This is a genomic window from Azomonas agilis (assembly GCF_007830255.1).
Lineage (GTDB): Bacteria > Pseudomonadota > Gammaproteobacteria > Pseudomonadales > Pseudomonadaceae > Azomonas > Azomonas agilis.
Genome location: NZ_VLKG01000008.1, coordinates 72,537 through 85,491, shown reverse-complemented (window position 1 = coordinate 85,491; position 12,955 = coordinate 72,537). Strand labels below are relative to the sequence as shown.

Genomic DNA, 12,955 nt, shown 5'->3' with positions numbered 1-12,955 from the left:
GGCAACTTCCATAGCCCTTTTTCAATCATCCAAACACCGGGAGCACCACTCCTTACACGGACAACATCAGGAACTCCCGTTCCCAAGAGCTGATGATTCGGTGGTAGTTTTCCTGCTCTGCCCGCTTCACCGCGACATAGCCGGTAATGAATTTAGCGCCTAAATAGGGCACTAAGGCCGCGCATTGCTCCATGCGCTCCAAAGCATCCCTAAGAGATAGGGGCAAACGCAGATTGCGTTGCTCATGGCCACGCCCCTGCACCGGCGCTTTGGGCTCCAAGCCTTCTACCATGCCGATATAGCCACACAACAGACTGGCGGCAATGGCTAAATAGGGGTTGGCATCGGCACCGGGCAGACGGTTTTCCACCCGCCGGTTTTGCGGATCCGATGAGGGAACCCGCAGGCCGACAGTACGATTTTCCTCGCCCCACTCCACATTGACCGGCGCAGAAGTTCCCGGCTGAAAGCGGCGAAAGGAGTTCACATTGGGCGCAAACAGCGGCAGCAACTCAGGGATGTATTTCTGCAAGCCACCGATGTGGTGCAAAAATAGGGCACTCATGCTGCCGTCAGGATTGGAGAAAATACTCTGCCCTTCGTGATCCAACACGCTTTGGTGCAGGTGCATAGCGCTACCGGGCTCGCCGGTCATGGGTTTGGCCATAAAGGTGGCGGCTACGTTGTGCTTGAGTGCTGCTTCGCGCATGGTGCGCTTAAACACCAAAATCTGATCCGCCAGATGCAGCGGGTTGCCGTGCCGGAAGTTAATTTCCATCTGCGCGGTGCCTTCCTCATGGATCAGGGTATCCAAATCCAAGCCTTGGGCTTCGCACCAGTCGTACATATCCTCAAACAGAGGATCGAATTCATTGGCCGCATCAATGGAGAAGGATTGCCGCCCCGTCTCCTGCCGCCCGGAACGGCCCACAGGCGCGCGCAGGGGCAAGTCAGGGTCTTCACAGCGGCAGGTCAGATAAAACTCCATCTCCGGCGCGACCACCGGCTGCCAGCCTTTTTGCTCGTATAAATCCAGCACCCGTTTGAGCAGATTGCGCGGCGACAGCTCCATCGGCTGACCGGCTTTATCGTAGGTATCGTGGATCACCAAGGCGGTGGGCTCTACGGCCCAAGGCACGGTATACACGGCATTAGGATCAGGGCGGCAGAACATATCCACATCAGCCGGATTGATCAACTGATCATAGAGTTCTTCCTCAACGTAGTCGCCGGTCACGGTTTGCAGCAACACGCTTTCCGGCAGCCGCATGCCGCGTTCCAGCACAAACTTGGTGGTGGGGGAAATTTTGCCCCGTGCAATGCCGGTTAAATCGCTGATCGCGCACTCCACTTCGGTGATGCGATGCTCCTTCAGCCACAACGCAAGCTGTTCAAAATGGGCGCTCATATCCGACTCCCTGTAGCGATACGCCGTTGTTCCACCCGCCGCTGTGCTGCGCGGGCAAAGGCCTGAAAAATGACCTGATAGTGAGGATTGCTCTGTACCTGCCACTCAGGATGCCACTGCACGCCGAGGGCAAAACGATCGGCTCGGTCGAGGCTAAAGGCTTCGATCAAAGCATCGGGGGCGCGGGCTTCAACCCGTAATCCAGCACCCAGACGATCCACGCCTTGCCCGTGCAAGGAGTTCACCCTGATCTGCTCGGGCAAGCCAATGCGCTCCAACAGGCCACCGGGCTCAATCTGTACCTCGTGACTGGGGCCGTATTGCACTTCTAAAGTCTCGTCGGGTTCTTCTCGATGGTCTTGATAGGGGCCAGCTTCATGGACTTTCTGGTGCAAACTGCCGCCAAAGGCTACATTCATTTCTTGAAAGCCTCGGCAAATACCCAAAATAGGTACACCCAAAGCCACAGCAGCGCGAATTAGGGCTAGGCTGGTATGGTCACGAGCCGGATCATGAGGGCCAACGCCCGGTTGAGCGCCTTGGTAATGCGAGGGGTCTACATTGGATGGAGAGCCGGTAAAAAGCACGGCATCCAGATGCGCCAATAAATCCTCTACCTCCAAATGGGTGCCCAGGGCTGGAATGATCACCGGCCATCCGGCCAATGCAGCAGCCTGTAGGTATTTATCGCCTGCAATGTGAAACAGATGTTTCCCGACTAGGGAGGTGCATGCAGAGACACCAATCAGTGGCAGATGTGACATAGCTTAGGGCTCTCATTGCCATGGAGATATCAGGAGGCTAGACCTGTTCAATTTTTCTTACAACCCTCTAACAGCTTGATTGGGTTTGGAATAATCCCCATCCTCCATTAAAGCCTATATTCCCGACCTATTCGCTACTCTGGGAGAGAAATTCGCGCTATTGACAGCCCAACCGCTTTCCGATTGACTGCCTAAAGACCATGAATTGATTAAAATTTTCAACAAGACCCAAGGTGTTCACCATGTCAGCCCATCCCCGCGTCGTCCAGCTCAATGAGGCGAACGACTTCCTCAGGGCGCACCCGGAAGTCCAATTCATCGACCTGCTGATCGCCGATATGAATGGCGTAGTGCGTGGCAAGCGCATCGAGCGCAACAGTTTGCACAAGGTTTATGAAAAGGGTATTAACCTGCCCGCCTCCTTATTCGCCCTTAATATCAATGGCATCACGGTGGAAAGCTCCGGTTTGGGCTTAGACATCGGTGACTCTGACCGCATCTGCTTACCCATCGCCGACACCCTAAGCAAAGAGCCGTGGCAAAAACGCCCCACCGCGCAATTGCTGATGACCATGCACGAGCGCGATGGCGCGCCCTTCTTTGCCGACCCGCGCGAAGTATTACGCCAAGTGGTGAACCGCTTTAGTGAACTGGGGCTAACCCTATGTGCCGCCTTTGAACTGGAGTTCTACCTGATTGATCAGGAAAACGTGAATGGCCGCCCACAGCCACCGCGCTCACCTATTTCCGGCAAGCGTCCGCATTCGACACAGGTGTATCTGATTGATGATCTGGACGAGTACGTGGACTGCCTGCAAGACATCCTAGAAGGCGCGCGGGAACAGGGTATTCCAGCGGATGCCATCGTTAAGGAAAGTGCTCCGGCCCAGTTTGAGGTCAATCTGCACCACGTTGAAGATGCCATTAAAGCCTGTGACTATGCGGTGCTGCTCAAGCGGCTGGTGAAAAACATCGCCTACGACCACGAGATGGACACCACCTTTATGGCCAAACCCTATCCGGGTCAGGCGGGGAATGGGCTGCATCTGCATATTTCCATCTTGGATCACAACGGCCAGAACATCTTTTCCTCCGAAGACCCTGAACATCACGCCACCCTGCGCCACGCCATTGGTGGACTGCAACAGACGATGGCCGCTTCGATGGCCTTTTTATGCCCGAACGTGAACTCCTACCGCCGCTTTGGGGCTCAGTTTTATGTACCTAACGCGCCCTGCTGGGGCTTAGATAACCGCACCGTAGCCTTGCGCGTGCCCACCGATAGCGCGGAAGCCATTCGCATTGAGCACCGCGTCGCGGGAGCCGATGCCAACCCCTATTTGATGATGGCCGCCGTACTCGCCGGTATTCATCACGGCCTTACCAACCAAATCGAACCCACAGAGCCGATTCAAGGTAATTCCTACGAACAAGTAGAACCCAGCCTGCCCAGTAACCTAAGGGATGCCGTGCGCTTACTGGATGACAGCGAAATTATGGCCCAATACATCAGCCCCGATTACATTGATGTGTTTGTGGCTTGTAAAGAAAGTGAGTTAGCCGAGTTTGAACACTCTATTTCCGATCTGGAATACAACTGGTACTTACACACGGTTTAACTATAAGGTGGGTAATCAGGCCCACCTAATTTGACTAATTAATATCGCCCCAATAACACTCATCGTACTGATTAATTAAACGCTCTAATAACACCTTGGGATAAATACGAGCTTGCGAGTGCTCATCCAAGAGTATCCATTCCAACCCACTTTGCCCCGGATCTTGATTCGTAGCTTTAGTTAAGTCGGGCTCGCCCAATAACTCACAGTCAAACATAAACTCTACTTGATGCACGTCCTGTTTGAACTCGTGGTTTAGCCCAATATATTCCCTAATATATTTTAATTGGTTTACTTTTATAGATACGCCCAGCTCCTCTAAACACTCTCTCTGTACTGTTTGAACAAAATTTTCATGCCGCTCTTGGCCACCACCGGGTAATACATAATAAAAGCCCTCGGCATCCTGTTTGCGAATACAGAGTAATTGATTATCTCGAATGATAATGGCTTTAACGGAGTTACGGACGGGGTACATATCGTCTCTTTTTTAAATAACTACAGATCGTAATTTGAGCAAAAAGCTTAGAGTGATTCGGGATACCAAGCATCCATCAATGGCCCAATATTAACTGAGAAAACCTCTAATCTTGCCTTAAGCCAAGTTTGAACTCGTTGCTGATGTTCTGGCGTAGCAGAAACAGATCCCATTGGAACTACAAACCCCGTTTCACTTCCAGCAAAGAGCAGTTGGTTGGCTTCAATAGCTTCCAGAATAAACTCATCCCAAAAGTTATCTTCTTGGGCATCCGTCATACCGGGACGTAGCTTAAATTCGATTCTAAATCCCAGTTGCTGAAATTCGTCTATATGAAGTTTCTTTCTGAGTCGTCGGCTTCTGGGTTTAGATACAGGTTTTAACATACGCTGAGTTCATAACCTTTAATTAATATCTCGTTATTCTGTTTTAGGTAATCTCCAAACTTATGCTACCCATCACCCCATAAACCCAAAGCGCTCTTTAAGCCGCTCCACCGTCCAGCGCCATTTGGGCTTGGTTGGGCGGCACAGGGTATTTTGATTACCGAACAGGCCCACCTCTTTCACCGCTTCCTTGAGTGGTCTGCTGTGCAGCCATTCAACAGGCACAAAGTATTCGCAGCGCTCAGGGTCGTCGATCAGGGCGCGGTGGTAATCGGCTTTGAGGAGGGCTAAGGCCGGTTGCTCTTGGCCTTGGTGCATCAGTTGGAACTCCTTGGCGGGCGTTGCATGGCCGGTAACTTTGGCCACGCCCACATAGCCTGCCCCCGGCACATTAACCCACACCCGATCACCGGGGCTGACCATTTTTAGGCTGTTGCTGTACCAAGTACCGCCCCCGCCGCAAATAAAGCCGTACTGACGCGCTTCGGCCCAATCCCGTGCCGCTCCATGTCCAAAGGAGCCATAAAACTCGCCGTTCCAAGGTTCTTTAGCGTCTCCGGTGCTATGGGCGCTGCTGGCCTGAGGGGCATCGGTAGGATCTAACAACCACGCACGGCTAATCAGTTGTTGCTCACCGAATTGGAACACCTGAAAGCACAGCACGTTAATGGCAATGTCCCGCTCACTCAGATAAGCCACTATGCGCTCGCTGCTGGCATCCAGTTCAGCGGCAACGATGACGATCTGATGGCTTTGGTTCAGAGATTCGGCCTCCAACGGAGCACCAAAACACGCTTGAAAGTCTGTTGCCAAATGGCCCTTGGGTTTAAAGCGTTGGTAGATGGCCTCAATATCGTTGGCCTGTAAGTGCTCGACCCACGCCGCATAGTCCAAGGCTTGCGCTACTACTTCACGCGGGGTGCGCTCGCGTTTGAGTTCGATCAGCACCAAAGAGGCATCGGGGGCAAGGGCTAACAGATCAATGCGCCCGCTTTGGTCGGTGCTTTCTTGGCGACCGATCAGCATCCAGTCTTCCGACAGTAGCGCGGGGGCGGCAACGATCATGTCCTCCAACAACTGCTCCGAAGCTAAGGCGGTGTTTTTGAGCAGTTGCGGCTGTGGGCCAACGCTCCAGATTTGGGTACGAATAGGCATCCCTACGTGCTCCTTTAGGCCACGGCCTGCTCGACCAAGGCATCCGCTAAATGCGTTTGCAGCTGACGGGCTTGGCTGAGTTGAGCTTTTAGTTGGTCACACAAAGCCATGAGTTGATCGACTTTGGCGACGATGCGATGTTGTTCCGCTATTGGAGGTAAAGCCATGACAATGCCTCTGAGAGTACCTAATCCAACAAATGGCTGAGCTCCACCTACAGCGACTTTCTGGAGGAAAAGTGCGAGATTTTCTGTGATTAACTTAATAAAAAATGGCTCTGTACATTTTTTATTATAGTATTTAAATAAAGCTACGTTTTTTATTCCGAATTTTTTATCTGTATTTACAATTACCTGATTTCCTATATTCCCCCCTATCATAGAAAAAAGAATATCAAACCGCTCTACACATGAACGTTTTGATATTTCAATATAATCATATTCTGAAATATTTTTTGAAGTTTTAAAGTTTATTTCTCCATGTTGGAAGTCTTTACTTGTCACTAGCGGATATGTATTTGCCCCTGTTGCTTCTTTCGGTGAGTCGTGGGTTCCATCTCTAACATCAATTGCGGAATGTAATCTCACCCACTCCCACCCCTCCGGCAATTCAAACGGCTTTTCCTCGTCCTTAATCTCGGCCAGTGGTTTTTGCTTTTTGATTTTGCCTTCGGCCACTAAGCGCGCTTTTTCCTCGGCAATGCGTTTTAACAACTCACTGGCCGGTTCGTCGTTGGGGTCTTGGGGGACTAACTTGCCCATCACCGCCAGTTGCAGCAGGCTTTGCTTTAGGGCGTCGATGCTGGATTCGGTGGTGAACAGGCTGTGAAAGTGTTCGGCCAGCCGTTGCCAATGGGCGGCAAAGTCGCGGGCATCTTGGGCTTGGGTGAGGCTGTCGAGTAGGGTTTTTACCAGCTGGGTGTGGGCGCTTTCGGCATCGGCTTGGCGGGCTTCGAGCCGGTCGCATAGGGCCATCAGTTCATCGACTTTGGCGACAATGCGGTGTTGTTCGGGGAGGGGGGGAAGTGCAATTGAGATTGCATTTATTTGCTCTGTGCTCAAATTTGGTATTGCACTACCAAATGATTTATTTAAGTTGGCAACAATTTTTGTTGAAAGATCAATATGGACAAACTGGCTATTTATAATAATAGGAACAATTTTTCCAACACGCTGGTTTATATAATAAACCTCATCTGATGTGTTAAAACCCAGTTTTCCTGTTGTAGCTCCAGACATTGCAATTACAAGATCGCCACTTTCAACTCTTAATTTATCATCAAGTGTCTCAATAACTGATTTATCTACGCGAGACATAGTTTCTGGGGTTAGCCTGTTATTTTTAATATCTCCTATTTTTACAACGCCAATGCCATCAGAACCAAAATCTGAGCTTGAAAAGGCAAAACCGTTTACAAAATCTATTATTTGCCCAAGTCGTACCCACTCCCACCCATCCGGCAATTCAAATGGTTTTTCCTCGTCCTTGATCTCTGCCAGCAGTTTTTGCTTTTTGATTTTTCCTTCGGCCACTAGGCGCGCTTTTTCCTCAGCAATCCGCTTGAGTAGCTCACTGGCCGGTTCGTCGTTGGGGTCTTGGGGCACTAATTTGCCGCGCACGGCCAGCTCCAAAATCAGTTCACGCAGCTTTTGCACGCCCTTGGGGCTGTCGGCCAACAGGGGCAGGTGTTGGGTCACGAGGCTGTTCATGGGCGGCGCTCCAAGGCTTCGGCCAGTAGGGCTTTGAGTTGGTCGCGTAGGGTGCTGATTTCGTCTTGCCGCTCGGCGTAGTCGCGCAGCAGTTCGTCGGGGTCGTGGCTGACTTGCTCGCCCACATGGGGGTTTTTGCAGTCGAGGTTCCAGTTACGGGCCTTGAGTTCGTCGAAGCTGACTTTCCACGCAAATTCGTGTTCCTGCCGTGTGGCAAAGCCCTCGGCTTCTGTGCCCCACCAGTCTTGCTCGGCGGCAAATTCTTCAATCCGCATGGGTTTGGTTTTGGAGTAGCTTTTGTAGCCTGCGGGGTACTGGTGTTCATAGAACCAAACGTGCTGGGTCGGTGTGCCCTTGGTGAAGAACAGCAGGTTGGTTTTGATGCCGGTGTAGGGGTTGAACACGCCGTTGGGCAGCCGCACGACGGTGTGCAGGTTGCACTCGGTGAGCAGTTTTTCTTTGATGCGGCTTTTGATGCCTTCGCCAAACAGGAAGCCATCGGGCAGCACCACAGCGGCGCGGCCTCCGTCTTTGAGCAGGTGCATGATCAGCACCAAGAACAGGTCGGCGGTTTCACGGGTGCGGAAAGCAGCGGGGAAGTTGGTTTCGATGCCGTCTTCTTCCATGCCACCAAAGGGTGGGTTGGCAACGATGCAGTCCACCCGCTCCTTGGGCTCCCAGCTGATCAGGGGGCGGCTGAGGGTGTTGTCGTGCTTGATCTGGCTCGGGACTTCAATGCCGTGCAGGATCAGGTTGGTGGTGGCTAAGAGGTGCGGCAGGGGCTTTTTTTCCACCCCAAAGACGCTGGCTTGCAGGGTGCGCTCGTCCTCAGGGGTTTTGACGTAGTGTTTGCGCTTGTGTTCGATGGTGCAGGTGAGAAAGCCACCCGTGCCGCAAGCCGGGTCCATCACCTTTTCGTCCAGCTTGGGGTCAACCATGCGCACCATAAATTCGGTGACGGGGCGCGGGGTGTAGAACTCGCCCGCATTGCCCGCGCTTTGCAGGTCGCGCAGCAGTTGTTCGTAGAGGTTGCCGAACTCGTGGCGCTCTTGGGCTTTGTTGAAGTCGACACCTTCTTGAATTTTGTTGACCACTTGGCGGATCAACTGGCCGGACTTCATGTAGTTGTAGGCATCGGTAAAGACGTCGCGCACCACATAGGCCATCGGGGTGGTGCTGTATTCATGCAGGTTTTGCAGTTGTGGGAACAGGTTGCTGTCGATGAAACTTTTCAAGTCATCGCCGGTAATGCCTTCAGGATTGGCGGCCCATGTGCGCCAACGACAACTGTTAGGCAGTGGAGAGCGGTAGTCGTCGTCGAACAGTTCCCACTCTTGCTCACGGTCGTCGAGGATTTTTAAGAACAGCATCCACACCAACTGGCCGATGCGCTGGGCGTCCCCATCGACGCCAACGTCTTTACGCATGATGTCTTGAATAGATTTGATGGTGCTGCTGATGGACATGGGGATTCCTTAGGTCAGGCTCAAGCTGCAAGGGCAGCCCTTGGAAAAGGGGTATTTCTGAGGGTTTCAAGCTGCCCCACTGGGCTGATACAGCGCGGTTTCTAAGTCTTGTAAGGCTTGGTGATAACCGGCTTTCCCCCCAAAAGCTTTGATTAACTCAATGGGCGCACCCATTTGGCTAAAGGGGGCCAATTGTAAGATTTTGAGGTCTTCAATGTGCTCTACGCCGGTGTCGGCGTATTTATCGAGTAGGGCTTCCAGCACCTGACGGGCCGCGCCGGAGTATTGGGCGAAGTAGTTGCGCTTTTTCACCTGTTCGGCGCGCTCTTTGCGGGTCAAAGGGGGCTGGTCGAAGGCCACATGGCAGATCAGGTCGAAGGGATCGACGGCAGGGCCGCGTTTGGCTTCCACTTCTTCGGCTAGAGCTTCCCAGAATACGCCTTGGGCGGCCAGCTCTTCGATGATGGCTTTTTTCTGCTCGGCACGGCTCCAACGGCGCAAAAAGTCGTCCAGCGAGGCAAAGTGCTTGTGAACACAGCTGCGGGTGTAGTCGCGTAGGGATTCGGTAATCAGTTTTCCATCGGGGCCAAGGTACTGCACCCGCTCAGCCAGTACGAATACAGGCACATTGTCGACCACATACTTGAGGCGCTTTTGGCCTTCTTCCGCCTCCGGTAGTTCGATTTCTGTCGAGGGGTCAGAAAAAACACCCTCTTCACCCGCGTGGCTTTGGTTACCTCCCTCCAGATCATCCGGCGGCACGGGGGATTCATCGCCCTTGGGGCTGTAAACCACCACGGGGTCGCCATCAAAGCTGGGATCGGCAAACAGCTCGGTGGCTTTCTTAAAGTCCATGATGGTGAACCACTGCTTGCCGTAATCCTCATTGATCCGTGTGCCACGCCCAATGATTTGCTTAAACTCGGTCATGGATTGGATGCGCTGATCCAACACCACCAACTTGCAGGTCTGAGCATCCACGCCAGTGGTCATCAGTTTGCTGGTGGTGGCAATCACCGGATAGCGGGCTTCTGGGTTGATAAAGTTGTCCAGCTCGGCCTTGCCTTCCTGATCGTCACCGGTAATCCGCATGACGTATTTGCGGTTCTCCGCCACCCGCTCGGGGTTCAGATTGACTAAGGCCTGGCGCATCCGCTCAGCGTGGTCGATGTCGTCGCAAAAGACGATGGTCTTCTGGTAGGGATCGCCACTGGCTTGCAAAAACTCAGTGACCTTTTGGGCTACGAGTTGGGTACGGGCCTCCAGTACCAAATAACGATCCATATCTTTTAGGTCGTACACCCGATCTTCAATCAGCTCGCCGTTTTTATCGCGCATGCCCTTGGGGGGCCGCCAGCCTAACAGGTCTTTATCGAAGTCGATGCGCACCACCTTGTAGGGCGCTAAAAATCCGTCCTCGATGCCTTGTTTGAGGCTGTAGCTGTACACCGGCTCGCCAAAGTAAGTGATGCTGGAGACTTCTTTAGTTTCCTTAGGTGTCGCAGTAAGGCCAATGTGGGTGGCGTTGCTGAAGTAGTCGAGAATCTCACGCCATGCGGAATCCTCTGACGCGCTGCCGCGATGGCATTCGTCGATCACCACCAGATCGAAGAAATCAGGCGTGAATTGCTTGTAGATGTTTTTATCTTCATCTTGGCCAGTCACCGCTTGGTAGAGCGACAGGTAAATCTCATAGGATTTTTCGATCTGCCGTTTGGTGATTTTGGTCATCGCCTGACCAAAGGGCTTGAAGTCATTGTTCTTGGTTTGATCGACCAAGATATTGCGGTCGGCCAAAAACAGGATGCGTTTCTTCTGCTTGGACTTCCACAAGCGCCAGATGATCTGAAAGGCCGTGTAGGTTTTGCCGGTTCCGGTTGCCATCACCAGCAAAATACGCTTTTGCCCCTGTGCCACGGCCTCTACGGTGCGGTTAATGGCGTTGATCTGGTAGTAACGGGGCATGCGCCCTGAGCCGTCGTCGTAATAAGAGGCTTCGATGTTGTGCTGTGTGCTGGGCTCTTGTAAGCCTTTCCAGCGGCAATAGCGCTGCCAAAGCTCATGGGGGCTGGGGAATTGATCGAGGCTCAGCTCGGTTTCCACCTGTGCACCTGTTCCCGTGTCGTCATGGAACAAAAAGCCATCGCCGTTGCTAGAAAAAACAAAGGGCACTTCTAAGGCCTCAGCATAGCCAAGGGCTTGCTGCATACCAGAGCCTAAGGAGTGTTTGTTGTCCTTAGCTTCAATCACGGCTAGCGGCAGATTGGGCTGATGGTAGAGCACATAGTCAGCGCGGCGCGATTCGCCACGGCTGTGCAGCTTACCCCGGACGACGATGCGTCCTTTGGTAAAGCTGACCTCCTCGCGGATTTGTTTATGCAGATCCCAACCGGCTTGGGTGATAGCGGGCGTAATGTATTTGCTGCAAATATCACGCTCGGAAAGCGACTTCTTGTCCATGTTCTAATCCTAAAACACTCAATACCGTTCTCTACTGTGGCTGGAGTAGCCTAAACAGCGAGTCCACTACTTTACGAAATTACGGAGGTTTAATAGCCGCACTTTAATATCGCTCCACAGGGGTCGGCTTTGAATATCATCAGCTAAACAGTCCCCTTTCAGTGCCTGCAGCCCCTCCCAAACCTCAACCTGATCAGCAGGCTCACAGCACTCCAGCAGCTCCTCCAATAAACAGCCAAAAGCGCGTACCTCCAAAGACGGCAAAGCAGCGCCTAAAACAGGATCGGCAGGATCATAAAAAGAGGCCGCGCCAAAATCCCCCAGCAATGCCTGCCCTTGCCCATCGTGCAGCATATTGTGGGCGTAAAAGTCGCCGTGCAGGATGCCTTGTTGATGCAGATGATGGGCTACAGAAGCCATATTCCCTGCCATGTGCAACACCTGCTCCAGACTAAAACGGGTTTCAGGCGCATACACATCCCGCGTGCAAGACTCCAGACTGGGTGGGCTGGCTAAATTACGAAACTCTGTACCCACCAAACGCATCACCAAGCCTTGAACCTCTTCAGGATGCTGTGTGATGCGGCCTAAGACTGGAATCAGGCTATCGTGGGTTTCGGCTTGGAGACAGGCGGCCATTTCACACTGGGGCAGTCCATCGCTGGTCACTGCACCCTTAAACAGCTTGACGGCCACGGCTTTATCTTCAGTTTCCGTGGCGCTCCAACGCCCCTGATAAATAACGCCTGAAGCGCCCTCGCCTAATTTTTGCTCTAACTGAAGCGCCGTCCACGGAATAGCATGGGCCGCGTGCTGGATGGCTTGGACTTCTAAGGCGTGGGTAAAGGGGTTGCCGGCATAGGCCAGCCAAGTCAAACGCGGCAGTTGGAACAACCAAGCGGGCAAATGCGTCAACTGATTGGCCGCAACGCGGATTAACTCCAAGCGCGTACAGGCGGCCAAATTCGGCAAAGCCCTCAGACGATTACCGGCCAGCATCAGTTTTTGTAAGTACAGGCAGTTGCCTAATTCATCCGGCAATGCCTCAAGGGCGTTATCAGTCAGAATCAGCCAGCGCAGTTTAGGCGGCAGTGCCTTGGCCGACACCCGACGAATCCGATTTGCCTTAAAGCCCAGCATGCTTAGATTCGGGCATTGCCCTAATACTTCCGGCAACTCGGTAAACTGGTTCTCCGAGCAAAATAGAATTCGGAGCTTGTGCAGTCGGGTCAAATCCTCCGGCAGTGAGGACAGGGCATTTCCGGTTAGATCAAGGATTTCCAATGAATCAGCCAGACTGTAGATTTCCTTGGGAAACTCCGTCAGCCCGCAGGCCAACTTTAAACGCTGAATACCCACCAATTGCCCCGCACGCAGCTGCTCAATGCTATGCACTTATGCTCCTCAGATACCGCTTAAGCTGGAATTTAAAAGCGGCCATTCTGGACACAACAAAAATATCCAGCAAGCTCCTCTAGCCTCTAGCCTCTAGCCTCTAGCCTCTAGCCTC

General features: G+C 52.7%; 10 protein-coding genes. 1 reads left to right on the top strand and 9 read right to left on the bottom strand.

Annotation, left to right across the window (positions count from 1 at the left end; all coding sequences use genetic code 11):
• Positions 1-52: 52 nt before the first annotated feature.
• Positions 53-1,408, bottom strand: coding sequence for a glutamine synthetase family protein (locus LX59_RS11290; RefSeq protein WP_144571975.1), 1,356 nt, complete (start codon positions 1,406-1,408; stop codon positions 53-55).
• Positions 1,405-2,172, bottom strand: coding sequence for a gamma-glutamyl-gamma-aminobutyrate hydrolase family protein (locus LX59_RS11285; protein ID WP_144571974.1), 768 nt, complete (start codon positions 2,170-2,172; stop codon positions 1,405-1,407). The genes LX59_RS11290 and LX59_RS11285 overlap by 4 nt, the downstream gene beginning before the upstream one ends.
• Positions 2,173-2,414: 242 nt before the next feature.
• Between LX59_RS11285 and LX59_RS11280 the strand changes: the two genes are divergently transcribed.
• A complete protein-coding gene (locus LX59_RS11280) occupies positions 2,415-3,791 on the top strand; it encodes a glutamine synthetase family protein (protein WP_144571973.1) in 1,377 nt (458 codons plus the stop codon).
• 34 nt (positions 3,792-3,825) lie between these two features.
• On the opposite strand, the gene LX59_RS11275 is transcribed toward LX59_RS11280, so the two are convergent.
• From LX59_RS11275 to LX59_RS11245, 7 genes are all read right to left on the bottom strand, one after another.
• Positions 3,826-4,269, bottom strand: coding sequence for an NUDIX domain-containing protein (locus LX59_RS11275; RefSeq protein WP_144571972.1), 444 nt, complete (start codon positions 4,267-4,269; stop codon positions 3,826-3,828).
• Positions 4,270-4,316: 47 nt separating this feature from the next.
• Positions 4,317-4,655, bottom strand: a complete 339-nt coding sequence (locus LX59_RS11270) for a YggL 50S ribosome-binding family protein (protein ID WP_144571971.1) — start codon at positions 4,653-4,655, stop codon at positions 4,317-4,319.
• 72 nt (positions 4,656-4,727) lie between these two features.
• The gene (locus tag LX59_RS11265) at positions 4,728-5,810 is read right to left on the bottom strand and encodes an endonuclease NucS domain-containing protein (RefSeq protein WP_144571970.1); all 1,083 of its coding nucleotides are present in this window, start codon (positions 5,808-5,810) and stop codon (positions 4,728-4,730) included.
• Positions 5,811-5,824: 14 nt separating this feature from the next.
• On the bottom strand, positions 5,825-7,519 hold the full coding sequence (locus LX59_RS11260) for a restriction endonuclease subunit S (protein WP_144571969.1): 1,695 nt from the start codon (positions 7,517-7,519) through the stop codon (positions 5,825-5,827).
• Entirely contained in the window at positions 7,516-8,985 is a 1,470-nt protein-coding gene (locus LX59_RS11255) for a type I restriction-modification system subunit M (protein ID WP_144571968.1), read from the bottom strand. The genes LX59_RS11260 and LX59_RS11255 overlap by 4 nt, the downstream gene beginning before the upstream one ends.
• Positions 8,986-9,051: 66 nt before the next feature.
• On the bottom strand, positions 9,052-11,445 hold the full coding sequence (hsdR, locus tag LX59_RS11250; protein ID WP_144571967.1) for an EcoAI/FtnUII family type I restriction enzme subunit R: 2,394 nt from the start codon (positions 11,443-11,445) through the stop codon (positions 9,052-9,054).
• A gap of 66 nt (positions 11,446-11,511) precedes the next feature.
• On the bottom strand, positions 11,512-12,840 hold the full coding sequence (locus LX59_RS11245) for a leucine-rich repeat-containing protein kinase family protein (RefSeq protein WP_144571966.1): 1,329 nt from the start codon (positions 12,838-12,840) through the stop codon (positions 11,512-11,514).
• Positions 12,841-12,955: the final 115 nt, after the last annotated feature.

Bases quoted from the DNA above. Each gene is read 5' to 3' on its own strand.
- LX59_RS11275 (WP_144571972.1), bottom strand. From the start codon at position 4,269: ATGTACCCCGTCCGTAACTCCGTTAAAGCCATTATCATTCGAGATAAT.
- LX59_RS11280 (WP_144571973.1), top strand. From the start codon at position 2,415: ATGTCAGCCCATCCCCGCGTCGTCCAGCTCAATGAGGCGAACGACTTC.
- LX59_RS11290 (WP_144571975.1), bottom strand. From the start codon at position 1,408: ATGAGCGCCCATTTTGAACAGCTTGCGTTGTGGCTGAAGGAGCATCGC.
- LX59_RS11285 (WP_144571974.1), bottom strand. From the start codon at position 2,172: ATGTCACATCTGCCACTGATTGGTGTCTCTGCATGCACCTCCCTAGTC.
- hsdR (WP_144571967.1), bottom strand. From the start codon at position 11,445: ATGGACAAGAAGTCGCTTTCCGAGCGTGATATTTGCAGCAAATACATT.
- LX59_RS11270 (WP_144571971.1), bottom strand. From the start codon at position 4,655: ATGTTAAAACCTGTATCTAAACCCAGAAGCCGACGACTCAGAAAGAAA.
- LX59_RS11255 (WP_144571968.1), bottom strand. From the start codon at position 8,985: ATGTCCATCAGCAGCACCATCAAATCTATTCAAGACATCATGCGTAAA.
- LX59_RS11260 (WP_144571969.1), bottom strand. From the start codon at position 7,519: ATGAACAGCCTCGTGACCCAACACCTGCCCCTGTTGGCCGACAGCCCC.
- LX59_RS11265 (WP_144571970.1), bottom strand. From the start codon at position 5,810: ATGCCTATTCGTACCCAAATCTGGAGCGTTGGCCCACAGCCGCAACTG.